Source organism: Roseibium aggregatum (assembly GCF_017309185.1).
GTDB classification, from domain to species: Bacteria; Pseudomonadota; Alphaproteobacteria; order Rhizobiales; family Stappiaceae; genus Roseibium; species Roseibium aggregatum_B.
In genome coordinates this window covers 41,856-67,203 of record NZ_JAEKJZ010000007.1, presented here as the reverse complement: position 1 = coordinate 67,203, position 25,348 = coordinate 41,856, and the positions used below count along the sequence as shown (strand labels likewise).

The window sequence follows — 25,348 nt, the reverse complement described above, 5'->3', positions numbered from 1 at the left end:
CTATAGCCGGGATTGGAGGATAAAGAAAGGGAAATGTTTTTTTATTCGTGGCGGTGGCTTCGTTGGGTCCCGGCTGGCGACAGGGAGTACTGGGTCCCGGTCTTGCCGCGTGCGCGTCAATCCGGGACGACAATGGAGAGCTTGTGGTGCCAGGCTTCGGCCAAGGTCTTTCGAACAAGAACCGGTGCGGCTTGCGCTGAGCTGCCAAACTCCAACGAACCCTCGATTGTCATTCCGGACTGGCGGGCAGCTTGCGCTGCACTGGTCCGGAATGACGGTCTGAGGAGTGGTTAACCGTCCGAAACTGAAACGGCGCGGATCGCCCCGCGCCGTCCGTCTTTTGCCTCAGGCCGCGCTGTCGTCGCGCAGCTTGACGAGGTCGTTCATCAGGCCGCCGGTTCCGTTGTGGACCGTGAGCCGGTCCACCCTGGCGGCGATTGCTTCGAGCGCTTCGAGCTCCTTCAGCCGGAGCATGACCGGGTTTTCGGCCATGACCCTGGCGGTGTTCAGAAGGGAACGCGTCGCGTTCGTTTCTTCCCGCCGTCGGATCACGTTGGCTTCGGCTTCCTTTTCCGCCGTCACCACCTTGTTGAGGATCTCGCGCATTTCGCCCGGAAGGATCACGTCCTTCAGAACGATATCGGAGACCTCGACACCGATCCCGGCCATGTCGGCCCTGATCTTACCGGCGGCTTCCGCGTTGACCTCGCCCTTCCTTTCCAGGATCTGGTCGAGCTTCAGCGCGCCGAGCTGCTTGCGGAACACAAGCTGCAGCGCCCGGTAGAGCGTGTCGGTGAAGTCCTTGACCTCGGTCGCGGCCTTCACCGGATCGGTCACGCGGTAGTCCGCGGACAGGTTGATCCGGATCGTGACACGGTCGAGGGTCAGGACTTCCTGCCCGGTGACGTCGAGCGCCTGGCGCTTCAGGTCGATGAGCTTCTGCGTCACCGTCCGGCCCGCCTTCCAGAAGGCATGCACGCCGGGCTCAAGAACCTTCGCAAGCACACCGTCCATGAAGAGCAGGGCCACGCTGCCGTCCGTAACCGGGACGACCGTGAACTGCTGCGTCTGCCTGGCATCGCCCAGCCGTTGCATCAGCTTCCGCGGCAGTTCCGGTTCGGCCGCCGTATCGACCAGGGTCCAGTCCCAGGGCCCGGCATCTGTCCACAGGACCAGCCGCTCGTCGGGGCCGAGCACCGTGTGGATCCGGTTGTCCCGTTCCACAACAGCCACTTCGCCGGGGCCGGTCCGCACAACCGTCAGGTGCTTTTCCGCGACTTCGGGAAGCTTGTCGAAAAGCGCCTTCTCGTAGGCAGACCGGAACTGCGGCGCGCCCAGGGCATGACGCTCGATCACCAGGGTGCCGCGGCCGTTTTTCAGGCTGTGCTCCCCGGGTTCGAGAATACCCTTAAGCTCCCCCTTGCACAGGTGGAGCGCCCGTTCGGTTTCAGAAATCACCACGCGGGTTTGCCCGCGGATCTTGTCGAGAAAAGTCGTCATTTCGATATTCCTTCCATAGCGCTAAGGCACCTGGTTGTCCTTTCGTCAGGTTGATCTTGGTTAGAGGTTCAAAATATCCGGCGGTTCGAACTCGAACGTCCGGGGCGAAAAACAAAAATCAATGCGGAGACCCGGGGAGAGCACGAGGTCTCCCGACGGGCTTCCAGCCAGAGGGCCTTGCGGCGGACCCGCGGGGCACGCCCGTTCGAAAACAGGCGGTTCCGGCAGGTTCGCGGCGCCACCTTGACCGGCAGCCGGGCGGAAATCCCTGGCATCGACCGGCCGTCCGTCCCGCCCGAAGGAGATGACGGCGCAGCCCGTCTCCGCAAGCTCTTCCCGGGTCCCGCGAATGGTACAGCCGTGGTAAGCTGGTGGCGCATCAGGCCAGTCCGGTTTTCAAGACCGGTTTGGAGCGGGGATCGAACCCGCGACCCTCGGATTAAATGTCCGATGCTCTACCCATTGAGCTATCCATGGAGCGCAAGACAGGAGTCGAACCTGTTGCTAACGGGTTACAGGCCCGCTGTTCAACCGTTGAACTTCAAGCGCGAATATCCGATCTTCCGAGGCAGCATCCGAACATGAAGCGGCAGAGCCGGACCATGCGGGCGGCAAACAAACAGCCGAACCGTTGATGTCTGCGCCGGTGCGGTGATCGGAGGCAGACTGATAACGCCAAACAGAGCGGGCTTTCAACTGGCAATCACATCACAATGGATATTTGTTGCTTTTGAGTAACTTTATGTTGCAAAATTACAACTTAACTTTTTGCGTCGATGCAAGGTGAAGGCGTTTTCCCGTTTTCAACCGGTTTTGGTGAAAGTCGGTAAACCGCAGTGTTATCTGGCCCTTGCGCCCGCAAAGCGGTGGAGGCAAACTCCCATCGATTTGTTTTCCCAGAGCATCGATCAACGGATGCCCGGTCGGTCCGATTGAGCCCCCGTCGATCCAGCGAGGTCACATGCCCAACAAGCAGTCCCGGTTTCTGATCGATACCTATTTCGCCGCCTTCAACGCGGGCGATACCAAGAAGATGGAAAGCCTCGTCACGGAGGATCTCGTCCACGATGTCAATCAGGGCGAGCGGCGTGTCGGAAAGGACAAGTTCTGGTCCTTCAACGTTCACATGAGCCGCTGTTACAAGGAGAGGCTTTCCGACATCGTTCTCTTGGTGACCGAGGATGGCACGCGCGCGGCGGCGGAGTTCGTGGTTCACGGAACCTATATCGATACCGATGAGGGCCTGCCGGAGGCTCAAGGCCAGACCTACACGCTGCCGGCCGGAAGTTTCTTCGAGATCCGGGACGGCAAGATCGCCAGGATCACCACCTATTACAACCTTCAGAACTGGATCGACCAGGTGAAGGGAGAGGCGTGAGCCGAGACGCGTTTCGTCTTCACGTTTCAGTCAGGTCCTCTGGTTGACAGGCTATCTGGACATTACAAAAGGCGGCGGAACGGGTTTTCGGGAGTTGCCTCATGTCAGAAAATGTTGCGTCGGGGAATGTCTTGATTGTCGGTGCCGGTCCGGGTCTGAGCGCCTCGCTTGCGCGGGTTTTCTCTGAGGCGGGCCACGCGGTTTCGCTGGCCGCGCGGCACCCGGACAAACTGTCCGAGCTTTGCCGCCAGACCGGCGCGCGTGCATATCGGTGTGACGCGGCGGACAAGGACAGTGTCAGCGCGTTGTTCGAAACGCTCGACCAGGGCAAGGCCACGCCGGAGATCGTGATCTACAACGCCAGCGGCCGGACACGGGGACCGATCGCGGAGCTCGATCCGGATCAGGTTCGGGCCGCGCTGGACGTGACCGCCTGGGGTGCCTTCCTCGTCGCGCATGAGGCGGCCAGGCGCATGGTGCCCAAGGAAGCGGGCACCTTGCTGTTCACCGGGGCTTCCGCCGGGATCAAGGGCTTTCCGCAATCGGCGCCCTTCGCCATGGGCAAGTTTGCCCTGCGGGGCCTCTGCCAGTCGCTGGCGCGCGAGCTCCATCCAAAGAGCATTCACGTGGTGCATTTCGTCATCGACGGCGCCATCTACCGCCCGGAGCGGGGCGCGCCCTTCGACGATCCGGAAAAGACGCTCCATCCGGACGAGATCGCCCGCACCTATCTGGAGCTCTCCCGCCAGCACCGGAGCGTCTGGACCAGCGAGATCGAGCTGCGGCCGCATGTAGAGCGGTTTTAGGCGCTCTATCGATTGCCGTAGTCCGGCATGCGCCGGTCGATCCAGGCGTTCAGACCTTCGTGGACGTCCGCCGTCGCAGCCATGCGGGCGAATTGCTCCTGCTCGATCTGAAGGCCCTCGGCAATGCTTGTGTTCAGGCCGCGCGTGACGGCTGTGAGGATGCGGGCGGCGGCGAGCGGGGAATGGCGCAGGATGCGTTCGGCGAGCTCGAAGGCGGAGTCCAGAACCTTGTCCTGTGCCACCACCTTGTTGATCAGGCCCAGTTCGAACGCGCGCTGGGCTGTGAAGGGATCGCCGGTCAGAAGCAGCTCGAGGGCGCGCTTGCGCCCGGCAAGCCGGGGCAGACGCTGGGTGCCGCCGAAGGTTGGTGGAATGCCGATATTGATTTCCGGTTTGGCGAAAAGCGCCGTATCGGCGGCAACCGCCAGATGAACCGCCTCGGTAATCTCGCAGCCGCCACCATAGGCCAGCCCGTTGACCGCGGCGACGATTGGCTTGGGGTAGCTCTCGAGCCGGGCGGTCATGGCCTGGCCGCGGCGGCAGAAGTCGCGCACGGCAATGTCCACACCGTCAGCGATGCTTCGGGAAAATTCATGGATGTCACCGCCGGCGGAAAAGGCGCGCGGGCCGGCTCCGGTGACGATCAGTGCACGGACACCGTCATCGCGTTCAAGGTCATCGAGATGCGTCATCAGCAGGTCGTTGGTCGCGTAATTGAGTGCGTTGAGCCTTTCCGGCCGGTTGAGCGTCAAAAGGGCAATGGAGCCGTGGCGCTCCAGAAGCACTGTGTCGGTCATGTCTGTCTCCCGTTCTTGGTTTCGACGGTGACAGGGTAGGTGGAGGGTCCATTGAAGTATATTCACTGGTGAGTATACTTTGCGAATGACGAGAACCGTGCGAAGCGCAAGAGAGCGTATCCTGACCGCAGCGAACAAGCTGTTTTACGCGGAGGGAATCCGGGCGGTCAGCCTGGACGCCATCGCCGAGAAGGCGGGCATCACCAAGAAGACCGTCTATTACCATTTCAAGAGCAAGGACGATCTGATCGAGGCTTATCTGGTCTCCCGCGACCAGCCCAACCTCGCCCAGTTCCAGAAATGGTTAGAGGCGGCAGCGGGAGAGTTGCCGGACAAGGTCGCGGCGATTTTCCAGAACATCGCCAAAGCCGCACGCCACCCGAAATGGAAGGGCTGCGGTTTCCTGCGCACAGCCGCCGAGCTCGCCAACATGCCTGGCCACCCTGCCATGAAGGTCGGCAGGGTCCACAAGAAGAAGTTCGAGGCCTGGATGGCGACGGAATTCGAGGCGGCGGGGCTGGACAGGCCGCAGGATCTGGCGCGCCACATGGTGTTGCTGCTTGACGGGGTCTTCTCAACCCTCCTGGTGCACCGGGACGCGGCCTATGCCGAAGCGGCGGGAGAAGCAGCCAAGGCGCTGGTGGCGGGGAGACTGAGGGAAGGGTGAGGGGAGTTCCTGACAGCCTCCCTCTTGTTCTCCCGGCCTTGACGCTGTCGCGTCAGACCGGGAGGACAAATTGGAGCCGGGATGAGCCTGCGGGGTTCTCCACCATCCTCATCCTGAGAACGCGTCGGGAAGGCTGGCGTCCAGAGTTCACTGTCGCCAAAGCTACCGTGCGGGCACGCCCTTGGCGCGGAAGTGGCGTTTCTGGGCGGCGATGCGGAATTGCGCATTGGCGGCGCCGTAGCCCTTGTAGCCACCCCGGCGTTCGACGATTTCGAAGAAGAAGCCTTCGCCGTAGGTCGGGCTGTAGAGCTGGAAATATTCGCCCTGGTCATCGCGGTCGTAGAGGATGCCGGAGGATTTCAGGGCGTTGAGGAATTCCTCCTCCAGCCCGAAGCGGGCGTCGAGGTCGTCATAGTAATTCGGGGAAATGACAAGCGGGGTGAAGCCGTTTGCCTTCAGCGCCTCAACGGTTCTGAAAATGTCGTCCGTGGCGAAAGCCAGATGCTGCACGCCCGAGCCGAAGCCTTCGGAAATGAAATGACCGGCCAACGTCTTGCGGTTTTCCGCGCCGTTCAGGGTGATCCGCAGGCTGCCGTCGGCGTTCTCGATCACCTGGCTGCGCACAAGGCCGGCAGGGTCGATCACGTCGACCATCGCCGTCTTGTCGGTGTCGAAGATGGAGCGGTAGAACAAGAGCCAGGTCAGCATCTCGTCGTAGTTCATGGTCTCGGCGATATGGTCGATCCGGGTCAGGCCGGCGGCTGTGGTTGCCGCTTCGCCCCCGGCCGGCTTGAACTCGATGTCCCAGACCCTGGAAAGCTCGCTGCCGCTGTCGATGAAGTGGAGCACGCTGCCGCCCAGCGCGCGGATGGCCGGAATCCTGAGTTCGCCCGGGCCGACCGGCTGTTCGAAGATCTTCGCGCCAAGAGACTCCGCCCGCCGGACGGTCGCCCCGGCGTCGGCGACCTTCAGGCCGATGTCGCAGACATTGGTGCCGTGGGCGAGATAGGAGGAATGGGCGAAGCCCTTCGGGTCGGTGTTGATGACGATGTTGATGTCACCCTGACGCCAGAGTTCGACCGCCTTGGAGACATGTTGCCCGGCCTTTTGAAACCCGAGCGCGGTCAGCATGGCGGAAAGCTCGCCGGCCTCTTTCCGGTCCGCGGCGAATTCGACGAACTCGATGCCTTCCACGGCGACCCGCTCGGGCATCTCCGGGACCGGGATCTTTATATCCGGTTCCACGCGCCGGACCTGGTCCATGAGGTAGAGCAGGGAGCGGTAACCATCCACGGCGATGGATTTGGGCGATCCGCCCCGGAACTGGTCGTTGAAGATTTCCAGCGACAGCACACCGTCATAGCCGGTGGCGGCAATGGCGCGCATGAAGCCGGTGACATCAAGATCGCCTTCGCCGGGCATGTTGCGGAAATGGCGGCTCCAGTAGAGGAGGTCCATGTCGAAATTGGGTGCATCCGCAAGCTGGACGAAGAAGATCTTGTCGCCGGGAATGGCGCGGATCGTGTCCGGCTCGATCTTGCGCGACAGCGTATGGAAAGTGTCCAGGATCAGGCCGACGTTGGCGTGGTCCGCGCGGCGGACGATTTCCCAGGCGTCGCGGTGGTCGCTGATGAAGCGGCCCCAGGCGAGCGCCTCGTAGCCGATCCGGATACCGCGGTCCTTCGCCATCTCGCCGAGTTCGTGCAGGTCCTCCGCCGCCCGGTCGATGCCGCCGAGCGCGATCGGCGAGACGTTGGAGCAGATCAGCACCAGATCGGCGCCCATCTCCCGCATCAGGTCAAACTTGCGGTCCGCGCGGGCGAAGGTGCGTGTGCGCTGGGGCTCCGGCATGCCCTCGAAATCCCGGAACGGCTGGAACAGGGAAATTTCCAGACCGTGGTCGCGCACCATCTGTCCGACTTCCTTCGGACTGCGGTCGAAGGCCAGGAAGTCGTTCTCGAAGATCTCGACCCCATCGAACCCGGCCTCCGCGATAGCCGAGAGTTTTTCGGCAAGATCCCCGGCGATGGAAACGGTGGCGATGGCGGTTTTCATCTCGTTCGGTTTCCTTCTAGTAGCCCAGGGCCCGCGGCAGCCAGGTCACGGTTTCCGGCACGAAGGTGAGGATCAGCAGGACCAGCACCTCGACCGCGAAGAAGGGCAGGATGGCCCAGGTGAGCCGGGCCATGCCGACCCGCGCGATCCCCTCCGCGACGAACAGACAGAGCCCGAGCGGCGGCGTGATCAGGCCGATCATCAGGTTGAAGATCACCAGAATGCCGAAATGCACCGGATCGACGCCGAGGCTGACGGCGATCGGATGCATGATCGGCACCAGCACCAGCATGGCGGCGATGCCTTCCAGGAAGAGGCCGACAAACAGGAACAGCAGGATGGTGGCGATCAGGAAGGCGGTCTTGCTGTCGACATTGATCAGGACCCAGTCGGTTAGCATGTTGGGAACGCGGTTATAGGTCAAAAGCCAGTTGGCCGCAGACACCGCCGCGATGATGATCAGGATGACCGAGCTGTCGCGCATGGCCTCGGCGAAGAGCTTCGGCAGTTTCGAAAGCGTGATGTTGCGGTAGACGAAGACACCGAGAAACAGAGCGTAGGCGACCGCGAAGCTGGCGGCTTCCGTCGGGGTGACGACGCCGAGCAGAATGGAGCCGACGACGAAAACGGGCATCATCAGCGGCAGGATGCCGCCGAGCAGCGCCTTGCTGGCCGGTTCCGGCGTCAGGTCGCCGGTCTGGTCGCCGTGGTCGACCTTGACGGTCAGCATCACATAGACGGAGAGGAACACCGCCAGCAGCAGGCCCGGGACGATGCCGGCCAGGAAGAGCGCGGGAACAGAGACGCCGGAGACGATCAGCGCATAGATGATCACCGGAATGGAGGGCGGAATGATCGGGCCGATGACCGAGGAGGCCGCCGTCAGCGCTGCCGCGAAGGAGCGCGTGTAGCCGTGTTTTTCCATCTCGGGAATGAACACCCGGCCGATGGCGGAGGTGTCGGCGACGGCGGAGCCGGAGAGCCCGGCGAAGATCACTGACGCCCAGATGTTGACCAGCGCAAGCCCGGCGCGCAGGCGGCCGACGATCACATTGGCAAAGGCGATGATGCGGCCGGTGATGCCGCTTTCGTTCATGACCTCGCCGGCCAGCACGAAGAGCGGAATGGCCAGCAGCGGAAAGGAGTTCATGCCCTTGAACATCTCGGTGGCGACGATGCGCAGGGTATAGGGCGCTTCGCCCAGTCCCATGAAGACGAGCAGGGCCGCGATGATCGCGATGGCGATCGGGACGCCGGTGACGAGGCCGATGAGAAGGACTGCGTAAATCATGCGCCCACCGCCTTTGAGGACGACATCCTCTCGATGAACTTCAGGGTCGCGGCGACGGCCAGCAGGGCGCCGCCGACGGCGATGGCGAATTGCCAGGTGCCGATTCTGGAGATCCAGACGAGGCCTTCGATGCCTGTGGTTTCCACCAGCCAGCGGCCGGCGGACTTCAGGCCTGAGGCATCGATATGGCCGCGCCGGGTCGCGAAGGCATATCCGGAAAAGGCGAGGGCGATACCCGAGGCGGTGCTGACGAGATCGACGGCGGCGAAGAGCTTTTTCTGGACCATCGGGCTGAGAAAATCGGTGACGACCGTGAAACGGATGTGCCTGTCCTGCATGTAGGCGAATGCCATGCCGAACATGACACCGTAGATCGTCAGGTAGATGGGGAGTTCCTCCCCCCAGGCGACGGACTGGCCGACGGTATAACGGCGCAGGGAATTCACGAAGATGATGGCGAAGACGAGCGCCATCGAAAGACCGGCGCCGAAGGCGAAGAAGCGCCGGGCGAATTCATTGACCGATTTCATGTTTCTGGTCCTGGTTGACTTCCGGGCGTTTGAATGACCGGAAGTCAGCTTGGTCATAGTCGATATGGCGTCACCCCGGACGGAGTAAAAGCGAAGGTCCGGGGGCGGGAAGCCGAATGCGTCCGCTCAGGCGATCGTAACACCGCGCCATCGTTTTGGGGCTCTCCGGTCCCGGCTCGCGCTGCGCTTGGCCGGGATGACGATGGAGAGCTGTCGGTTTTTGTTCACGTGGGGGCCGGGCGCCGGAGCGCCCGGGACCGTTTCGGTTACTGGCTCGCGTTGGCGACGGCTTCCTGGAGGCGGTCGATCCAGACCCCGTCCTCGCCGAGTTCGCCGCGCAGGTATTCGACGACAGCCGGCTGGGCCTTTTCAGCGAAGGCCGCGATTTCGTCGGCTGTCGGAGAATACACCTGCATGCCTTCCTCCTGCACCTTGTTGACGCCTTCCGCCGTGCTCCACTGCTGGATGGACCGACCCATGTTGCCGGCGATCCGCGCGGCACGGGCGACCACGGCCTGCTCGGCCGGGGAGAGCGACTGGTAGAACTCGTCGGAGACCAGGATGAAATCGGCGGCATAGACGTGGCCGTCGAGGGTCATGTATTTCTGCAGCTTGTGCAGGCCATTGTTGTAAATCACGCCGACCGGGTTTTCCTGGCCGTCGACCACGCCGGTGGTCAGTGCGTTCGGCAGTTCGGTCCAGGCGATCGGGGTCGGTTCGCCGCCCAGGCCCTTGACCATTTCCACATAGAGCGGGATCGGCTGAACGCGGAACTTGAGGCCTTCCATGTCCTCCGGCTTGCGGATTTCGCGGGTGCCGTTGGTGAAGTTGCGAAAGCCGGTTTCGCCGTAGGCGAGCGTGCGCAGGCCGGTCTGGGCGAGGCAGTGCTCGGCGAGCGCATCGCCGAACTCACCGTCAAGCACGTCCCAGGCGACGGTGGCGGAGGAGAAGGTGTAGGGAATGTCCAGAACGGAAGCCGCCGGGCAGACCTTGGACATGGCGCCGGAGACCAGCACCACCTGGGTGACGCCGTCCTGCGCCTGGCCGACCAGTTCGTCCTCGTTGCCGAGCGCGCCCGCCGGGAACAGCTCGACCGTCAGACCGGTTTCGCCCTCGACGATGTTCTTGAAAATATGGGCGGCGGCGCCTTTCTTGGAGCCTGTCCACTCGTCCGGGTCGACGTGAGCGACGCGGATGGTCTGGGCTTGCGCCGTGGCGGCGAGCCCCAGAGTCACGATGGCAGTGGCTGCCAGGGTAGAGAAATTGAAACGCATACTGTCCTCCCGATTGCGTTTGAAACCTGACGGTCTTCAAGAGACCGGGCCAGGCTTCCTCACTTTCAAATCGATCGGGTTCGGGCTTCCGGTTGAAACGGGTGGAAGCCGGCCGATCTAGGCATCCGCGGTTTCCCGCGGGGTCTGGTCGAAGGCGTCGAACGCCGCCTTCATGCGAAGCGGGTCGGCGGGCCGACCGGTGAAGAGCTCGAAAGCCCGAACGGCCTGGAAGACCGCCATGCCCGAACCGGGCAAAACGCGGCATCCAAGCTTTCTCGCGCCCGCCAGAAGTTCCGTCTCCAGCGGGAAATAGACAATGTCGGCAACCCAGATCCCGGGGCGCAGTAGGCCCAATGGGAAGGGCGAGCCGGGGGTCTTCGCCATGCCGACGGGGCTTGCATTGACGATCCCGGTGAGGCCCTGGGTAACCGTTTCATCGAGTGCGGCGGTGGTGCCGACCGTCAGGCCGGGTCTGTTGTCCCGGACCTGACGGGCGAGCTGGTCCGCCCGGGCGGCATCCAGATCGAAGATCGTCAGATGCGCGACCCCGCAATCCGCGAGCGCGTGAGCGACCGCGACACCGGCGCCCCCCGCGCCGATCAGAAGCACCTTGTCCAGGGCCGCGCCGTCCATGTTCCGGCGGAAACTTTCTGCGAAGCCCCAGAGGTCGGTGTTATGGCCGATGCGCCTGCCGTCCCGAAACACGATGGTGTTCACCGAGCCGACGGCGGCCGCGTTGGGCGACAGCTCGTCGAGCAGCGGAATCACCTCCATCTTGAACGGGTAGGTGACGTTGAGACCGTTGAAACCGGTCGTCTCGGCCGCGTGCACAATAGCTTTCAGGTTCTGGTCTTCTTCAGGGAGGGTGTCCACGTCAACGATGCGGTAGACCCCGCGCAGTCCTTGCGCAAAGGCCTCGGCCATATGCATTTCGGGCGTTCTGGAGCGGGCGATGCCCCGGCCGATCAGCCCGGCCAGCAATATGTCGTTGCGAACGGTCACGCAGGCTCCTCCCAGAGACCTTTTGGTAGTCGAACCGGCCCTTGATTTGGGCATTCCTCCAGGCTCTGCGGCCCGGTGGAGGTCAAATTGTACTAAACGGTTAATTCTGTCAAGCGAAATGTACCAGACGGTTAATTATGGCTGGCGGCGTCATTGCATTTGCGCTAGAAAAGGGCATGTCGATGAGTGGAACACAGGCGCCGGACAAGGGATCCCCTCGCGCCGGCTGGAAGCAGGATCCGGAAGGGGTCAGGGCCAATATCCTGGCCATCGCGCTGGAGGAATTCTCCACCAACGGGCTGTCCGGCGCGCGCATGGACGAGATCGCCGCCAAGACGAAAACCTCCAAGCGCATGATCTATTATTATTTCGGCGACAAGGAGAGCCTCTATCTGAAGGCCCTTGAGGCGGCCTACAGGAAGGTGCGCCAGGGCGAGGAGGAGCTAGCGCTCGACCATCTGCCGCCGAAGGATGCCCTGGAGCGGCTGGTGGAATTCACCTTCGACCACCACCGCAACAACCCGGCCTTCATCCGCCTGGTCATGATCGAGAACATCCACCACGGCCGCTACCTGGAACAGTCGGACGAGATCAAGAGCCTGAACCGGGCCGCGATCTCAAAGATCGAGACGCTCTATTCCAGGGGCGTCGCCGACGGCGTTTTCCGCATGGGCATAGAACCCCTCAGGATCCACTGGCTGATCTCCGCCATGAGTTTCTTCAACGTCTCCAACGCCATGACCTTCTCCATGCTGTTCGGCCCGGAGCTGCAGACAGCGGACGGGCAGGGCGCCCTGCGTGGAGATGTGCGGGAGGCGGTGCTCAGGTTCGTGGCGGTATGATGGGAGGAAGCGGTTGGTGGGCTTACGGGGAAGTTTCTGCGGTTGAACCTGTCGTTGGGAGTTAGGTGGGCTATTGGGGCGAACCATCTCACGTTGAACGAACAACGTCAGATTTTAGGTGTCGGCTGTCAGAAAGGTCACAAGCGACTGCTTTGCGATCCCATTTCGGACGTTCGCGACTAGGTTTTTGAGTCCCTCAAGCAGCCCTTTTCAGTGCGTGATGCAAAGTCTTGATAAGGCGGGAAGTTGCCCTTCAGTTCACTAGCATCGACGGCAAAATGCGAGGAAAGCTGGCTGTTGAGGCCGTTAGAACCGAAGGTACAGTGGCGTTGGAGGGTGCTCCAGACAGGACACGGTTTCACGGTAAATGGCAACCGCCCAACTCTTTGTAATTAACGTCCACCACCTGCTTTTAAGCGATTTGCTGCTGCTCGAATTCTCGCACGTTGCGCGGCCTCGTCTGAAGCGTCGATATCTCGCACGGCATTTAGGAATTGTTTCATTGCAGACTGGGGAACATTATCCGTTATACAGAGTCCAAATAACGTAGGAGTAAGTCCCAAAGGTTTCCGTCCCCCTTTACCTCGTCGTGCTTGATCCAAGAGAAGATGGTTAATCAAGAACTGTGGATGAATCACTATATCCGAAGGAAGGTTTCGACGATTAAGGGCATGGATTACCTTCGCCTCCTCAGTCATCCACCAGGTGTTATAGCCATAAAGATCAGAGGTTACGCGCTCACCAAGTTCAATGCGCTCTGCATTTACGAATAACGCCATTTGGGCATCGTTCAGTGCAAGCTTGGCATGGCCTGACGTAGCGCCACGGTCCCGGGAGATGTAAATTTCGTCAGCGATTTCACCGGCGAGATCGCAATCAATCTTCGATGTTGCACCATCCAATTCCACGAATTCGAGACCGAATTTTTCTACGAGAAACGAGCCAAATTCATCTATGTCACGATTAGGATCCGAAAACCAAGCAGCGCTGCCAAACTGGTTTAAAAAATCACTCCAATCGCGAGGTTGGCGGGTGTGCCCCAATTGCTCCTTCGATTGGCTGCACCGCAACGACATGGAGTCAGACGAACGACCGCAAAGGGCCTTAACTTAAAATGGGGTAGCTCTGAAAGAATGCCCACTTCAATGTCTTTCAAGGCGAAACCCGCCAGTCAATTCACGGCCCCATTTTCGTCGTTCGCCACAACGTGGAACTCGTTAACAAACCGAGCGTTCTCTCCAGCCTTCCCCGGTTCTCGAAGAAACGGTCCAGCGTTTCGTCGCGCCGGAGCCGGAAGCCCGGTTACGAGTGTGGCTGACGCTGATAGGGGATATCCAGGCGTGAACAGGGATAGCGGCGTCGACGCTGGCGCACCACCTGATATTCCGCGACGACCTTTCCAACGGCCCACTCAATCGGGCACATCCGCGCCTTTCCCCCTAAAGCCGGGCCGCCTGGACATGCATCCAGTCGAAGTCCCGGGCCCGGCCGAGGCTTAGCCAGCCTTCGGCCTCCCAGAACTCCCAGAATTTGACGGCGTCCGGTTTTGCCAGGCGCGCGTGCATGCGGTTCCACTTCAGCCGGTTGCGCTCGGGGTCGAAGTCGATCGCGATCGCCCAGGAATGCATGGAGTACTTGGAGCCGCCCTTCATCAGCCGGCAATTGTAACAGCCGCCGAACAGGTTGATCCCTAGGTCCTCGATACCGTCGTCGCCATATTCCTTGAAGACACGGTCGAACACCCGGGCCGCGCTGTCGTGGACTTTTTCGTGAACCATGAAGCCGTCGATTGTCTCGTTCAGATCCCAGGCGATCTTCATCTCGAAAGGAAGGTGGAGGCGTTTCAGGGGCGGCTTGCAGACCGCGCCGAAAAAGCTCGGGACATCCTTTTGCCGAGGCCACGTGGTCTTGGTCGGTTCGGCCGGGTTGAAGGGTCCCGGCAAAGCTAGGGTGTCGCGCCAGTTGTCCTCTTCCGGCAGGCCGGCCTTCCGGCGATTGAAGGCGTCGAAGGCGATTTCCGTGCGCGGCCCGAAAAGGCCGTCGATCCGGCCCACGTCGATCCCGGAGCCGTGGCAGATCAACTGGCCGATGGCGATCTTGCGTTGGGCAAGATCCCAGGCGCGCCAGTTTCCGGAGATGATCGCATCGTTGACAACCAGGGCGTCGTTCACGGCTTTGCTGGTAGCCTGATCGAACAATCCGTTGATCTCACCCTTGTAAAAGCCCCACATTCTCAGGGCGATTTGCAGGTCTTCGTCGTCGATTGCCGAAGGGACAAGGCTGGATTGCGGGTTGGGCTCCGTCAGGCCGGATGTGCCGGTCGCGTCGTATCCGCCGGCGAAGGACCAGCTGCCCGGGAGGTCGGCCATGGCGGTCGCCATGACATCGTTCAGCCGATTGCGCCAGCCGGCGAGAAAAAACTGCGCTTTCGGATGTTCCAGATAGCGTGTCTTGCGCGCTTCGGCGAGCGCGACCGCGAGACGGACAAGCTCCTCCCGCGAGGCCCCGGCGACCTTCTTGGCCTCGGCGACGCTGAGCCGGCCGTTGCCGGTCAAGCCGGCCGCGTCCTCCAGAAAACGGGCCATCGTGCCCGGTCCATGGTTGACCGCCCCGTCCATCATGATCAGGTCGATGGGCCTTGGAAGGTGGCTGCCCTTGATGACGTCGAAATAGCGGTCTTTGAAAATCTCCTCCGCTTCCGGTTTTGTCAGGTCGCGGACTTCCTGCTTGGTCACGGACGCAACGCCCCGCCATTTCGCAAGGACCTTATGGGTGATCCCGAAATTCGTCGGGCCGCCCTTGTCTTCGGGGTGGTCTGCGTAGCCGCCTTCCCATTTGAAGACAGTTTCCATGATCTCGGTAAAGCGTGGCATCGTTTCTCCCCCCAATCGTTTCCGGCCGCAACCCGACGTAGCGATAAATGAGAATTTTTCTATATAGATTGATTAATTCTGCGATAAAACTGATAGATAATTAAACATAGGACTCGATGGCGATCAATTCTATTTTCGATTTATTTGTTAGATTGCTGAAGATAATATCTCAGAGTCGAATAAGTCGTTTGAAATCTCCACGAAAGCGCCTTGTTGTGTTTTCTCTTTCCGTAAGAGCAACCAAAAGTTCGCAGGCGGAAATATATAACCTGTCCGGGTCGGTGCCCTAGCAGGCTGTTGAAATAGGCCCCAATTTGTCATCAACTCTGTTTAGGCGCTGCGCTCTTCCTCCTTGCCGCCCCGGACTTGATCCGGGGCCTGCTCGCCGATCGGGTCGTTTCAAAACCTGCTGGTTTTCGCGAGCTTTCCGCTAAAAACTCTCTCTGGAAATGAGTGGGTCCCGGGTCGCGCTCCGCTTGCCCGCGGTGACAACGGAGGAGAAACGACTTTTTACAGCCTGCTAGGGGACCTGCTCTTGCCTTCCGCCCCCTTGACACACTCCAAAACAACCATATAACTAGAATTATAGTTATATCGAGGTGAGGCGGTCATGGTGCTTGAGGAAGCGGCTCAGGGGTTTGCGGCGTTGGGGTCGGAAGCGCGGTTGCAGGTGTTGTTGACGCTGGTCCGGGCCGGGCAGGCCGGGCTGACAGTGGGGGATATCCAGGCGCGGACGGGGATGGCGGCGTCGACGCTGGCGCATCACCTGAAGTTTCTCGCCTCTGCCGGACTGGTGCTCCAGGAAAAGGAAGGCCGCTCGGTGATCAGCCGGGCCGCCTACGACCACCTGGAAAAGCTCGCCGGCTATATCCTGAGCGAATGCTGCGCGGATGAGGTGGGGTGCCGGATACCGGCGAACGTGGGAGTTCTGGCGGATGACTGATGTTGTGAACACGTCTCTTGAAAGCGAGACCTCCGGCGGCTCCAGTTGCTGCGCGCCGAAGACGGCCTGTTGCACGGTGCCGGAAAGCAAATGGTCCTGGAAAAACAATCCGGGACGCAAGGTCCTGTTCTCGACCTGGACCCTCGTGATCGGCGTGCCGCTTCTGGTGCTCGTTCTGGACCGGCCGGAATTCGTCGACTTCGTCGCCTTCGCCGTGAAGGCCTTCCTTGGGACGCTGCCCTATATCGCGTTCGCGGTCTTCCTGATCGCCTGGCTGAAGGCGTCAGGGGCGGAATCCTATGTCGGCAAGGCCTTCGAGGGGCGGGAGACCCAGGCGATCATGCTGGCGGCGCTGTTCGGCGGGCTGGCGCCGTTCTGTTCCTGCGAGGTCATTCCCTTCATCGCCGGGCTGCTCGCCGTCGGCGCGCCGCTGTCCGCGATCATGGCCTTCTGGCTGTCCTCGCCGTTGATCGATCCGCCGACGCTCCTGATCACCGCGGGCGCGCTCGGCTGGCCCTTCGCCATCGGCAAGGCGGTCTTCGCGGTCGCGCTTGGGCTTTTCGGTGGCGCGGCGGTGGCGTTTCTGATGCGCACCGGCGTGTTCGCCGATCCGGTCCGGGCACGGTCTTCCATCGGTGGCTGCGGCTGCGGCACCTCTCCGGCGACCGGGCGTCCGGTCTGGCGGTTCTGGAGCGACGAGGAGCGTACGGGCAAATTCGTCTCCGAGCTCAAGGGCAACGCCTTCTTCCTGGTGAAGTGGCTGGCGTTGGCCTATGTGCTGGAGGCGGTGCTGGTCACCTATGTGCCCGCCGATCTGATCGCGCGGGTCGTCGGCGGCAACGGGCTCGGCTCCATCGTGATTTCCGCGCTGGTCGGCATGCCCGCCTATCTGAACAGCTACGTGGCGCCGCCGCTGCTGGCCGGTCTCATGGAGCAGGGTATGGGGTCCGGCGCGGCCATGGCCTTCATGATCGCCGGCGCGGTCAGTTCCATTCCGGCGATGGCGGCGGTCTGGTCGCTGGTGAAGCCCCGGGTCTTCGCCGCCTATCTCGGGCTGGGGCTGATGGGCGCGATCCTGTCGGGCCTGATTTTCCAGCTTCTTGTCTGAAGGTCACTCGTCATGAGAACCAATGTTACCGTCACCGTCGCGCCTCATGGAGAAGGGGCAACGCGGTTGCTCGCTCCGGTGGGCCTGCCGACGCCACATCAGATACCGGTCGGGTTCGAAGTTTCCGGCGGCGGCGTCGCGCTGACCGGGGAGAGCACCACGGGGCAGATGGCGGCGCTGATTTCAGCAGAGGCCGGGGCGCCGGTCGAGGTCCGCTACAGCTATCTGGACGGCGGGCCCGGCTATCCGGAGGCGGTGTTCACGCAGCACTGCAATCGCTTCACCCGCGCCGCCCGCGACCTCGTCTACGACGCCATCAACATCGCCGACGCGACGGCGGACGGGCACGCGGCGATCGCGGCGCTGGTCAACGCGGCGGCGGAGAAATTCCGCTATGCCCACCCCGAGGTGCGTTTCAACGACGGCTGCGAGGAGGTACCCTATCTCGCCTGCGGCCAGACGGAAGGCTCCTGCGTCGACATCAACACCTACCTGATCGCGAGCCTTCGGGCCGCCGGCCTGGAGGCGGGCTATGTTACCGGCTATTTCTTCCCGCAGGAAAAGAACGGCTGTTGCGACGACATGCATTGCTGGGTGGTGACACGGCACAAGGGCGTGGTGCTGGAATGGGACATCGCGCACCATCTTAAAATGGGCACGCGCGAGATCTGCTGTGGCCTCAATCCGAAACCGGGGGACCGGGTCGCCGTGGCCCACTCCATGGGACTGACGTTTCCAGAACTTGGCGTGACGTGCGAAAAGCTGATCGGCGAACCGGTCTGGGTGTGCGGCGGCAAGCTGGAAAAGGCGGAGGTGACGATCACACGGGAGATCGTGGAGAGGGCGGAAGCGGCGGCCTGAAGTTTCGTTTCGGGGATCGTGGGGTTGAAGCTCGTCGTCGCCGGTGAAGCGCTTGTTCAAATTCCCCTCAACCGGGCTCTTGCCGCCCTCAGTGTCTTCCCGGCCAGGCCGGGAGCGCAATTGAGCGGGGAACAGCGGACCGCGAATTCCAAGCTGCCTCTTCCAACGGCAAGCATCCGAAAACGCTGTCTTCGTGAAGTGGCCAAGGCGGTAGCGGGGTCATTTCCGTTTGCGGCTGAACACCATTTTCTGACCGGCGAGCTTTTCCTGCGTTCCGGTCCAGGCATAGGCCAGCAGGGCCGGTTCCTGCTTGGACACGGTGATCCGGTGCAGGTGTTCCGGCGGATTGAAGATCATGGACCCCGGCGCATAGACGCCCTGGTGGTTTTCCGAGACCGCGCCGGAGAGGCAGACATAGCTTTCCGTAATGCCGTTATGGGCATGGGCGGGATAGGTGCAGCCCGGCGCGAACAGCACGAGACCCAGAATGATGTCGGTCGTCAGCACGGGGCCGTTCGGACCGCAGATTTCCGCATAGGCGTAGTTTCTCTCCAGGCCCCGGGGCACCTTTTCATAGCCGTATTGCCAGATCAGGTGGTCCTGGACGCTTTCCACCGCGCGGATCAGGGTCGCGGTGCGTTCCAGCCGGCCCCGGTCGAGCGAACGTTTCAGATGGGCGGTGACCGGCTTGTGCGCGGGGGCATTGAAGCGGATCTCCGCATCGGCCTTGCTGACCCGGCTGATGGCTTCGCGCACGGTGCGCTGGTGGGCGCGTATCTTGTCGCTGCCGCCGGACGACATCAGGCGGTAGGCCTCGTAAAATTCGCGCAGGAGATAGCCCCAGTCCGGGTGATCGGACAGTCTTTGATGCGCGGAGGTCTGCATATCCATTTCCAGCACGGCAACACTCTCAAGACAGTTTTGGCGCGGGAGTGTAGGTCTTCCAGTCGGGTCCGCTTTCGTCTATCCGACAACCGCAAAGACGAAACCGGCATGACAAGGCAAATGGTCGCGCAGTTCGCCTCTTGCGCCCGCGAAGAGAGCGGCTAATCTGCCGCGATCACACCACAGGACATTTCACATGACAGTCGTAGTCGTCGGAGCCGGAATTTCCGGTCTTTCCACCGCATGGTCGCTGGCAAAGCGTGGCGTTCCGGTCATGCTTCTGGAGCAGGGGCCGGTGCCCAATCCCCTGTCGGCTTCCGGCGATCAGCACCGGATCATCCGCCGGGCCTATGGCGGACAGGGCGGCTATCAGCGCCGCATCGGCGACGCCTATGCCGCGTGGGACGAGATGTGGTCGGATCTCGGCGAAAAACACCTCGCCGAAACCGGCTTCCTGCTGTTGTCCCAGGACGACGGCGACGGTGCGGATAGCTACCGGCAGGGGCTGGTCGAGGGCGGATATCCGTTCGAAAAGATGACGCCGGCTGAAACGGCGGCCCGCTACCCGTTCGTCGATCCGGCGACGATCCGCTACGGTGCCTACAGCGACGAAGGCGGTGTGCTGCTTTGCCAGCGGATCGCGGCCGGAGTGAGGGACTGGCTCACTGCCAGGGGCGCGGAGGTGCGCGCGAACGCGCAGGTGACCGGCGTCGATGCCGCTGCCGGTTCGGTGACGCTGGCGGACGAGTCCGTGGTGAGCGGCGAACACGTCATCGTCACCGCCGGAGCCTGGACACTCGGCCTGTTTCCGCACCTGCGGGAGAGCCTGACGACCTACCGGACCGCGGTCGTCTATCTCACGCCGCCGGAAGACTTGAGGGCGGCTTGGGAGCAAGGGCCTGCGATCCTCGATCCGGGCGGAATCATCGACGGCTACGTGCTGCCGCCGGTTGCCGGCACGGGCCTGAAATTTGGCGCGGGCATTCACAAGTACAAGGCGCAACCCGACCAGGACCGGACGCCCGCAGAGGGCGAGGGCGAAACCCTGCGCAATTACTTTTCGCCACCCTTCGCGCGGATCGAGGAGTACCGTGTCGACGATGTGGTCACCTGCGCCTACACGTTCACCTCGGACGAGCATTTCTTCGTACAGAGCGAGGACAGGGTCACCGTCGTTTCGGCCTGCTCCGGACACGGCTACAAGTTCGGCGCCGTCGTCGGGCAGAAGATCGCCGAAGGCTACGTTTCCAGGGATATGGAAAAGGCGCGGGTCTGGCTGGAAGCGCGGGATTAGGAACAGACAGGGATGCCGGTCGAACGGGCAGCTTGTTGTGCGAAGTGACGCGCTTTCCGGGTGCTTCCCGCTGCACAACGACATGGATTGCCGGGTCAAGCCCGGCAATGCCAACCTCTTTCAGAGAGTAACCCGGACCATACGTCCTCAGGCCTTGGAGGACACCATCCGCGAGAGGCTGCGGTCCTTCAGGACGAACTGGTGATATAGCGCGCCAACCACGTGCAATGTGATCAGGATGATGAAAGCGGGTTTTGAGAACTCGTGGATCTCGCCGGCCGCGCGGATGCCGCCGAACCAGGCGGCCAGGCCGGTGATCGGAACGACGATCATCAACAGGTAAAGCAGTCCGTGAACGGCCTTCGCGGCGAGATGCTGCAGTTTCGATCCGGGAACCGGCGCGGGAACGCCACGCAGGATCACGATGAGCAGTCGAATGACGGTGAGCACCAGAATGGCGATGCCGACCCAGATATGGGCGTTGCCCATGAAGGCGGTCGCCGTGTCCGGCGTGCCGCCGTTGCGCAACGCGCGGCCGAGGTCGCCGATGCTGTCGCCGAACACGAGCTGGAAAAGGATCAGGGCTGCGATCGACCAGTGAAGAACAATATGGACGGGGCTGTAGGAAGCTGGCTGTGTCCGGGACATGGCGGGCTGGAACTCCTGACAAGTGGAAATAGCCTGATCTGTCTGCCACAGGCGGCGCCGTCGTCCTATCGATAGTCTGTATCAGTTGGTATCGGAATGTATCCGCGGGTTTCTGGAGGGCGGGAGGAATTCCACGGACTGAACGGCTTTGAAAGATCCGCTGGCGCGGCAGCCCCCGTGCGGTGGGGATGCATTCGTCCGATACCGGCCGCAAGCTCGGGAATGCGTTGCGGTTCCGAAAACCACGCTGGAAACATAAGCTTGCCAGCTGCCCTTTTGACGCTGAAGGTCGTCACACACAAGCCGTCAATCGAGACGCGCTTCAGATTCAGGCGACGAGCTGATATGGCAAATCGTTCCGCAATCAGAGGGAGTGAGCGCGCATGGTCGAAATCAGACGCCTGACTGGCGAAGAGTTGAAGGCGACATTGGACGCGGTCGCGCGCCTGCGGATCACCGTCTTCCGGGACTGGCCCTATCTCTATGACGGAACGCCGGACTATGAGGCCAGATATCTCGAGCGGTACGGTGAGACGGACGGCGCCGTGATCGTCGGTGCGTTCGATGGGGCCAAGCTGGTCGGGGCGGCGACCGGAGAGCCGCTCGGCGATGAGGTCGAGGCGTTCCGCACGCCGTTTGAAGATCGGGGCTTCGATCCCGCGAACATCTTCTACATGGCCGAGTCCGTGCTCGATCCGGCCTACCGGGGCAGAGGGATCGGACACCGGTTTTTCGATGAGCGCGAGGCTCATGCCAGGGACCTCGGCTTCCGCCAGGCTGCCTTTTGCGCTGTTGTCCGGCCGGACGATCATCCCCTGAAGCCGGTGTCCTATCAGCCTCTGGACACCTTCTGGCGCAAGCGGGGCTACGAGAAGCTGGAAGGCGTGATCGTCCGCTTTCCCTGGAAGGACATTGACGAGCCTGTCGAAACCGAGAAGCCGATGCAGGTCTGGTTCCGGTCACTTGCAGGCGATTGAGCCCGCTTGTGTTTTCCGGATATCACACCTAGTCTTCGTGGCAGGGAGAGGCATCTCAAATCCCGGCCGAGGCCGGCGGAGAGGGCTTTCATGTTCCGACCGTTTCACCGGCGCCGCTGCCGCCTGGCGCCGGCTTTCATCTGTTTTCTAGTCTTGCTTCCTCTCGGGTGTTCCGCCATGGCCGAAGACGAGCTTTCCCTGGAAGGTCCGCAGGGGCTCCTCAAGGGGGCATACGTCGAAGCCGCGGACAATCGCGCCGTCGTGCTGATTATTCCGGGTTCGGGGCCGACCGACCGAGACGGAAACGGCGGCAACGGGCTTCATGCCAACAGTTACCGGCTCCTGGCGGAAGGCCTGGCGGAAAAGGGTGTTTCGAGCCTGCGGATCGACAAGCGTGGCATGTTCGCAAGCGCAGCCGCGATCAGCGACGGCAACAAGGTGACCGTCGAAGACTATGCGGAGGATGTGCGCCGGTGGGCGGAAAAGCTCTCCAGCAGGAGCGGCCATGAGTGCATCTGGCTGCTCGGGCACAGCGAAGGCGGGCTTGTCGCGCTCAAGAGCGTTGAAACCGGTGGGGCTCCGGTCTGTGGCCTTGTGCTCACGGCGACGCCCGGCCGGCCGATCGGAGCGCTGATGCGCGAGCAATTCAAGGCGAACCCGGGAACGGCGCCGTTGCTGCCGGATCTCAACAGGATCCTGGCGACCCTGGAGAAGGGTGAGACCGTGGCGCAAGAGGACATTCCCCCCGGATTGCGCTGGCTGTTCAGTCCTGGACTGCAAGCCTATATGATCAACCTGTTTTCCCACGACCCCGCGCGATTGATGGCCTCTTACGCGGGACCGTCCCTGATCCTGCAGGGAACCGGCGACATTCAGGTCAAGGTGAGCGACGCGCGCCTCCTGAAAGAGGCGGCCGCGAACGCTACCCTGACCGTTGTGGAGGGAATGTCGCACATGCTGAAGACCGTGCCGGGGGAGGGGCCGGACTCCGCAATGGAGACTTACACGAACCCGCGCCTGCCTTTGTCGGAAGCGGTCGTCCCCGCCATCGCCGACTTCGTGCTGAGGCCGCGCAACCGCTAGCCTGGACCTGACGTTCGCTTCCATGCGCGGCCCGTCCGGAACGACCTTCGGAGCCGAAAAGGCCCCAGGTGCTGGGTCCGGCCGTTACTTCAAGGCCCACTGGATCGTGACATTTGCGCCGATGGTTTGCTCGCCGGTCTCAACCGGAACAGGGTTGGAGCTCAGCAGCGCCTTGGCTTCCGTGCGCATCATGACCGGTCGCGGCATCTGCGTTCCGGTTTCGGCAATCGACACGATCCCGCCGAGGTCGACACCAGCGGCTTTGGCGAAGACCTCCGCCTTGTGCCGGGCATCCTCGACCGCTTTCTTGCGGGCCTCGTCCAGTTTCTCGTCCGGATCGCTGACCTCGAAGCGGATGCCGTCGACTGAATTGGCGCCGTTGTTCACGACAAGGGTCAGAAGATCGCCGAGCTTGCCGATCTCACGGACATTGACTTCAATGCCGTTGCGCACTTCGTATCCGACGATGGCAGGTTGTCCGCCGGAGCTGGAAGAGGCGGTTTTGTAACGGGGGAAGATGCCGAACCCGCTGGTGCGTATGTCGCGCGGTTCGATCTCCTGCTTCTTGACGGCGGCAATGATCCTGGAGAGCGCGGCGCTGTTCTCCGACAGGGCGGCATCCGCGGTCTTTGCCGTGGACACGACCCTGGCCGTGATCACGGCCATGTCGGGGGAAACGGACACCGATCCTTGGCCTTCCATCGTGATGCTGGCGGCAGGCGTAGCCTGGGCCTGGACCGGTAAGGCGGCGGAGAGACCCGCGACCAGGCCGGCGGCCAGAAGCGTTGCGCGCATCAGGGACGCGTGTTGACGGAAGATCGGGGAAAAGCGGGGACGCATCGGAATATCCTTTTCAAAAACATGCGTTGTTTGCGGTGAACGTTCGCCGCTTTTTGCGGCGGCGTTAAGGCCTGCCGGTTCAGCCGCCGTTCATCTCAAAGGCCGTCTCTTCGCCGGCGGTCATCCGGGCAGCCTGTCGCCGCCGGCCACATCCTTGTCGAGAAGGCCGACATCGCCCGTTTGCGACAGCAGCACGGCGATCGGCCGGGAGCCTTCGAAGCGCGCACAGACGATGACGATCATCACGGTCAGCGGCACGCACAGCACCATGCCGACGACGCCCCAGACAGCGCCCCAGAAGGCAAGCGACAGCATGATCACGAGACCGGAGAGATTGAGGTTGGAGCCCATCAGCCTCGGTTCGATCAGGTTGCCGATCGAGAACTGGATCAGGCCGAGACCGGTCGCGATGGCGAAGAAGGGTCCGAGCGTGTCGTAATAGACGATCGCCAGAAGGCTCGGGAAAATCACGCCGATCAGGGAGCCGATGGTCGGAATGAAATTCAGAAGAAAGGCAATGAACCCGAACAACGCCGCATAGGGCAGGCCGATGGCCAGAAGGACGAGGCTGGTGAGAACGCCGGTCGCCACGGAGACGGCCGTCTTGATGGAAAAATAGTGCATGGTGGAGCGGTTGATCTCCGCCCGGATGGCAAAGGCCGCCCGGGCCCGCTCCGGATCGGGAAACAGACGTTCGAATTTCCGGTCGAAGGTCGATTGCTCCAGAATCAGGAACAGCACATAGATGAACACCAGGCTGGCGGAGCCGGCGATGGTCGTGACCAGGCTCGCTCCGGCGGTGACCATGCGCGGGACCAGCGATTCCGGCAGGAAGTCCCTGATCTCGATGGGGTCGTTCAGATGGAGCATGGCGGAGGCTTCGGCGATCACTTCCTCGAGCCGGTTCTGATAGTCGGGCGCGTCCCTGGCGAGCTGGGTCAGGTTGGAGGCGACGATATCGAGAACGAAGGTGCTGACGGCGAAGATCGTCAAAAGCGAGAGCGTGAAGCAGACAAAGCGCGGCAAGCGCCACGCACCCAGGGGGATCCGCCGAAAGGCATGGGCGAGCGCGTTGATCATGTACCAGACGATCAGCGCGATCACGAAGGGCAGCAGCAGAGAGCGGCCGACGACCAGCAGCCAGCCGATCAGGCAGACGAGCAGCAGGCTGAGGGTGACGGTCAAAAGCGGCGATCGCATGGGCGCTCCGGCGGGAGAAACGGGGATGCTCAAGTCTGAAATCCATTTAGAGCGCAAGCGGCAGTCGAACGGAACCTTTTTCGCGGATACCGCGGAACTCTATAGCAATCGGCGCATCGCGTCACAATCCAAGGCCTTTTTCCGCCCGGTCACGCAAAGCACTTGCCCCTGAAAATGGCCGTGGTATAGGGAGGTCGTGCCACGCAACCGCCATTTCCGGCGCCCTGCGGCACAAGGGCCTGTAGCTCAACTGGTTAGAGCCGTCCGCTCATAACGGATTGGTTGGGGGTTCGAGTCCCTCCGGGCCCACCATTCCCTTTAGAATCAATGCCTTAAGATCCGGTTTTCCCAGGTGGGACATTCTGGGGGGACATTTCGGTGTTCAATCCGGTCTATCTGGCTCAGTCTCGAAACGGCGTTTACTACTTTCGTTGGCCGCTGCCCGAATAGTTTCACGCATATGGAGAACCGCTCAGGTTCAAACTGCATATCAA

General features: G+C 62.0%; 23 protein-coding genes and 3 tRNA genes. 11 read left to right on the top strand and 15 right to left on the bottom strand.

The annotated features are described in order from the left end of the window. Window positions 1–345 precede the first annotated feature (345 nt). The 3 genes from JF539_RS24405 to JF539_RS24395 form a co-directional block, all read right to left on the bottom strand. Window positions 346–1,500, bottom strand: a complete 1,155-nt coding sequence (locus tag JF539_RS24405) for a slipin family protein (protein WP_207143395.1) — start codon at window positions 1,498–1,500, stop codon at window positions 346–348. A 408-nt stretch (window positions 1,501–1,908) separates the two neighbouring features. Then, window positions 1,909–1,973: transfer RNA gene (locus tag JF539_RS24400), tRNA-Lys, on the bottom strand. A gap of 1 nt (window position 1,974) precedes the next feature. Next, window positions 1,975–2,049 (bottom strand) — tRNA-Thr (locus JF539_RS24395). A gap of 412 nt (window positions 2,050–2,461) precedes the next feature. Here JF539_RS24395 and JF539_RS24390 point away from each other — a divergent pair. Then, complete coding sequence (locus JF539_RS24390) at window positions 2,462–2,878, top strand: ketosteroid isomerase-related protein (protein WP_207143393.1); 417 nt, start codon at window positions 2,462–2,464, stop codon at window positions 2,876–2,878. Window positions 2,879–2,979: 101 nt separating this feature from the next. Continuing rightward, window positions 2,980–3,684: an SDR family NAD(P)-dependent oxidoreductase gene (locus JF539_RS24385; RefSeq protein ID WP_207143391.1), complete on the top strand. Its 705-nt coding sequence runs from the start codon at window positions 2,980–2,982 to the stop codon at window positions 3,682–3,684. 5 nt (window positions 3,685–3,689) lie between these two features. Here the strand turns inward: JF539_RS24385 and JF539_RS24380 are convergent, their stop codons facing one another. Then, the gene (locus tag JF539_RS24380; RefSeq protein ID WP_207143389.1) at window positions 3,690–4,481 is read right to left on the bottom strand and encodes a crotonase/enoyl-CoA hydratase family protein; all 792 of its coding nucleotides are present in this window, start codon (window positions 4,479–4,481) and stop codon (window positions 3,690–3,692) included. Window positions 4,482–4,566: 85 nt separating this feature from the next. Here JF539_RS24380 and JF539_RS24375 point away from each other — a divergent pair, with 85 nt between their 5' ends. Beyond that, the gene (locus JF539_RS24375) at window positions 4,567–5,148 is read left to right on the top strand and encodes a TetR/AcrR family transcriptional regulator (protein WP_207143387.1); all 582 of its coding nucleotides are present in this window, start codon (window positions 4,567–4,569) and stop codon (window positions 5,146–5,148) included. A gap of 162 nt (window positions 5,149–5,310) precedes the next feature. On the opposite strand, the gene JF539_RS24370 is transcribed toward JF539_RS24375, so the two are convergent. The 5 genes from JF539_RS24370 to JF539_RS24350 all read right to left on the bottom strand — a co-directional run bounded on the left by JF539_RS24370 (window position 5,311) and on the right by JF539_RS24350 (window position 11,300). Beyond that, window positions 5,311–7,203, bottom strand: a complete 1,893-nt coding sequence (locus JF539_RS24370; RefSeq protein ID WP_207143385.1) for a bifunctional sugar phosphate isomerase/epimerase/4-hydroxyphenylpyruvate dioxygenase family protein — start codon at window positions 7,201–7,203, stop codon at window positions 5,311–5,313. A 16-nt stretch (window positions 7,204–7,219) separates the two neighbouring features. Beyond that, window positions 7,220–8,494, bottom strand: coding sequence for a TRAP transporter large permease (locus JF539_RS24365; RefSeq protein WP_207143384.1), 1,275 nt, complete (start codon window positions 8,492–8,494; stop codon window positions 7,220–7,222). Further along, on the bottom strand, window positions 8,491–9,024 hold the full coding sequence (locus JF539_RS24360) for a TRAP transporter small permease (RefSeq protein WP_207143382.1): 534 nt from the start codon (window positions 9,022–9,024) through the stop codon (window positions 8,491–8,493). The genes JF539_RS24365 and JF539_RS24360 overlap by 4 nt, the downstream gene beginning before the upstream one ends. 266 nt (window positions 9,025–9,290) lie before the next feature. Then, window positions 9,291–10,298, bottom strand: a complete 1,008-nt coding sequence (locus JF539_RS24355; RefSeq protein WP_207143380.1) for a DctP family TRAP transporter solute-binding subunit — start codon at window positions 10,296–10,298, stop codon at window positions 9,291–9,293. A gap of 117 nt (window positions 10,299–10,415) precedes the next feature. Further along, a complete protein-coding gene (locus JF539_RS24350; RefSeq protein ID WP_328809313.1) occupies window positions 10,416–11,300 on the bottom strand; it encodes a shikimate dehydrogenase in 885 nt (294 codons plus the stop codon). 176 nt (window positions 11,301–11,476) lie between these two features. Between JF539_RS24350 and JF539_RS24345 the strand changes: the two genes are divergently transcribed. Further along, entirely contained in the window at window positions 11,477–12,142 is a 666-nt protein-coding gene (locus tag JF539_RS24345) for a TetR/AcrR family transcriptional regulator (protein WP_207143376.1), read from the top strand. Window positions 12,143–12,534: 392 nt separating this feature from the next. Here JF539_RS24345 and JF539_RS24340 read toward each other — a convergent pair whose 3' ends face one another. Then, the gene (locus JF539_RS24340; RefSeq protein WP_207143374.1) at window positions 12,535–13,185 is read right to left on the bottom strand and encodes a hypothetical protein; all 651 of its coding nucleotides are present in this window, start codon (window positions 13,183–13,185) and stop codon (window positions 12,535–12,537) included. A 396-nt stretch (window positions 13,186–13,581) separates the two neighbouring features. Continuing rightward, on the bottom strand, window positions 13,582–15,015 hold the full coding sequence (locus JF539_RS24335; RefSeq protein ID WP_207143372.1) for a glycosyl hydrolase 108 family protein: 1,434 nt from the start codon (window positions 15,013–15,015) through the stop codon (window positions 13,582–13,584). A gap of 610 nt (window positions 15,016–15,625) precedes the next feature. Here JF539_RS24335 and JF539_RS24330 point away from each other — a divergent pair. Genes JF539_RS24330 through JF539_RS24320 form a run of 3 tightly spaced genes read left to right on the top strand, consistent with a single transcriptional unit; the run spans window position 15,626 to window position 17,927 of the window. Then, window positions 15,626–15,958 (top strand): ArsR/SmtB family transcription factor, encoded by a 333-nt coding sequence (locus JF539_RS24330; RefSeq protein WP_207143370.1) that lies wholly within the window; start codon window positions 15,626–15,628, stop codon window positions 15,956–15,958. Next, window positions 15,951–17,066, top strand: a complete 1,116-nt coding sequence (locus tag JF539_RS24325) for a permease (RefSeq protein WP_207143368.1) — start codon at window positions 15,951–15,953, stop codon at window positions 17,064–17,066. The genes JF539_RS24330 and JF539_RS24325 overlap by 8 nt, the downstream gene beginning before the upstream one ends. 12 nt (window positions 17,067–17,078) lie before the next feature. Further along, on the top strand, window positions 17,079–17,927 hold the full coding sequence (locus tag JF539_RS24320) for a transglutaminase-like domain-containing protein (RefSeq protein WP_207143366.1): 849 nt from the start codon (window positions 17,079–17,081) through the stop codon (window positions 17,925–17,927). Window positions 17,928–18,146: 219 nt separating this feature from the next. Here the strand turns inward: JF539_RS24320 and JF539_RS24315 are convergent, their stop codons facing one another. Next, window positions 18,147–18,812 carry a dimethylsulfonioproprionate lyase family protein gene (locus JF539_RS24315; RefSeq protein WP_209017573.1) on the bottom strand — a complete coding sequence of 222 codons (666 nt, stop codon included), beginning with the start codon at window positions 18,810–18,812 and terminating at the stop codon, window positions 18,147–18,149. A 196-nt stretch (window positions 18,813–19,008) separates the two neighbouring features. On the opposite strand from JF539_RS24315, the gene JF539_RS24310 reads away from it, so the two are divergent. Then, window positions 19,009–20,106: an NAD(P)/FAD-dependent oxidoreductase gene (locus JF539_RS24310; RefSeq protein WP_207143365.1), complete on the top strand. Its 1,098-nt coding sequence runs from the start codon at window positions 19,009–19,011 to the stop codon at window positions 20,104–20,106. 147 nt (window positions 20,107–20,253) lie between these two features. Here the strand turns inward: JF539_RS24310 and JF539_RS24305 are convergent, their stop codons facing one another. Continuing rightward, complete coding sequence (locus JF539_RS24305) at window positions 20,254–20,754, bottom strand: cytochrome b (protein WP_207143364.1); 501 nt, start codon at window positions 20,752–20,754, stop codon at window positions 20,254–20,256. A 383-nt stretch (window positions 20,755–21,137) separates the two neighbouring features. Between JF539_RS24305 and JF539_RS24300 the strand changes: the two genes are divergently transcribed. Both JF539_RS24300 and JF539_RS24295 read left to right on the top strand, forming a co-directional pair. Continuing rightward, the gene (locus JF539_RS24300) at window positions 21,138–21,731 is read left to right on the top strand and encodes a GNAT family N-acetyltransferase (RefSeq protein WP_207143363.1); all 594 of its coding nucleotides are present in this window, start codon (window positions 21,138–21,140) and stop codon (window positions 21,729–21,731) included. 177 nt (window positions 21,732–21,908) lie between these two features. After that, window positions 21,909–22,814, top strand: a complete 906-nt coding sequence (locus tag JF539_RS24295; protein ID WP_209017572.1) for an alpha/beta hydrolase — start codon at window positions 21,909–21,911, stop codon at window positions 22,812–22,814. Window positions 22,815–22,898: 84 nt separating this feature from the next. On the opposite strand, the gene JF539_RS24290 is transcribed toward JF539_RS24295, so the two are convergent. Together JF539_RS24290 and JF539_RS24285 are read right to left on the bottom strand one after the other, a co-directional pair. Beyond that, window positions 22,899–23,654 (bottom strand): SIMPL domain-containing protein, encoded by a 756-nt coding sequence (locus JF539_RS24290; RefSeq protein WP_207143361.1) that lies wholly within the window; start codon window positions 23,652–23,654, stop codon window positions 22,899–22,901. 120 nt (window positions 23,655–23,774) lie between these two features. Beyond that, complete coding sequence (locus JF539_RS24285) at window positions 23,775–24,854, bottom strand: AI-2E family transporter (protein ID WP_207143360.1); 1,080 nt, start codon at window positions 24,852–24,854, stop codon at window positions 23,775–23,777. Window positions 24,855–25,089: 235 nt separating this feature from the next. On the opposite strand from JF539_RS24285, the gene JF539_RS24280 reads away from it, so the two are divergent. Continuing rightward, window positions 25,090–25,166 (top strand) — tRNA-Ile (locus JF539_RS24280). Window positions 25,167–25,348 lie beyond the last annotated feature (182 nt).

Bases quoted from the DNA above. Each gene is read 5' to 3' on its own strand.
- JF539_RS24405 (WP_207143395.1), bottom strand. From the start codon at position 1,500: ATGACGACTTTTCTCGACAAGATCCGCGGGCAAACCCGCGTGGTGATT.
- JF539_RS24390 (WP_207143393.1), top strand. From the start codon at position 2,462: ATGCCCAACAAGCAGTCCCGGTTTCTGATCGATACCTATTTCGCCGCC.
- JF539_RS24385 (WP_207143391.1), top strand. From the start codon at position 2,980: ATGTCAGAAAATGTTGCGTCGGGGAATGTCTTGATTGTCGGTGCCGGT.
- JF539_RS24380 (WP_207143389.1), bottom strand. From the start codon at position 4,481: ATGACCGACACAGTGCTTCTGGAGCGCCACGGCTCCATTGCCCTTTTG.
- JF539_RS24375 (WP_207143387.1), top strand. From the start codon at position 4,567: ATGACGAGAACCGTGCGAAGCGCAAGAGAGCGTATCCTGACCGCAGCG.
- JF539_RS24370 (WP_207143385.1), bottom strand. From the start codon at position 7,203: ATGAAAACCGCCATCGCCACCGTTTCCATCGCCGGGGATCTTGCCGAA.
- JF539_RS24365 (WP_207143384.1), bottom strand. From the start codon at position 8,494: ATGATTTACGCAGTCCTTCTCATCGGCCTCGTCACCGGCGTCCCGATC.
- JF539_RS24360 (WP_207143382.1), bottom strand. From the start codon at position 9,024: ATGAAATCGGTCAATGAATTCGCCCGGCGCTTCTTCGCCTTCGGCGCC.
- JF539_RS24355 (WP_207143380.1), bottom strand. From the start codon at position 10,298: ATGCGTTTCAATTTCTCTACCCTGGCAGCCACTGCCATCGTGACTCTG.
- JF539_RS24345 (WP_207143376.1), top strand. From the start codon at position 11,477: ATGTCGATGAGTGGAACACAGGCGCCGGACAAGGGATCCCCTCGCGCC.
- JF539_RS24335 (WP_207143372.1), bottom strand. From the start codon at position 15,015: ATGCCACGCTTTACCGAGATCATGGAAACTGTCTTCAAATGGGAAGGC.
- JF539_RS24330 (WP_207143370.1), top strand. From the start codon at position 15,626: ATGGTGCTTGAGGAAGCGGCTCAGGGGTTTGCGGCGTTGGGGTCGGAA.
- JF539_RS24325 (WP_207143368.1), top strand. From the start codon at position 15,951: ATGACTGATGTTGTGAACACGTCTCTTGAAAGCGAGACCTCCGGCGGC.
- JF539_RS24320 (WP_207143366.1), top strand. From the start codon at position 17,079: ATGAGAACCAATGTTACCGTCACCGTCGCGCCTCATGGAGAAGGGGCA.
- JF539_RS24315 (WP_209017573.1), bottom strand. From the start codon at position 18,812: ATGCAGACCTCCGCGCATCAAAGACTGTCCGATCACCCGGACTGGGGC.
- JF539_RS24310 (WP_207143365.1), top strand. From the start codon at position 19,009: ATGACAGTCGTAGTCGTCGGAGCCGGAATTTCCGGTCTTTCCACCGCA.
- JF539_RS24305 (WP_207143364.1), bottom strand. From the start codon at position 20,754: ATGTCCCGGACACAGCCAGCTTCCTACAGCCCCGTCCATATTGTTCTT.
- JF539_RS24300 (WP_207143363.1), top strand. From the start codon at position 21,138: ATGGTCGAAATCAGACGCCTGACTGGCGAAGAGTTGAAGGCGACATTG.
- JF539_RS24295 (WP_209017572.1), top strand. From the start codon at position 21,909: ATGGCCGAAGACGAGCTTTCCCTGGAAGGTCCGCAGGGGCTCCTCAAG.
- JF539_RS24290 (WP_207143361.1), bottom strand. From the start codon at position 23,654: ATGCGTCCCCGCTTTTCCCCGATCTTCCGTCAACACGCGTCCCTGATG.
- JF539_RS24285 (WP_207143360.1), bottom strand. From the start codon at position 24,854: ATGCGATCGCCGCTTTTGACCGTCACCCTCAGCCTGCTGCTCGTCTGC.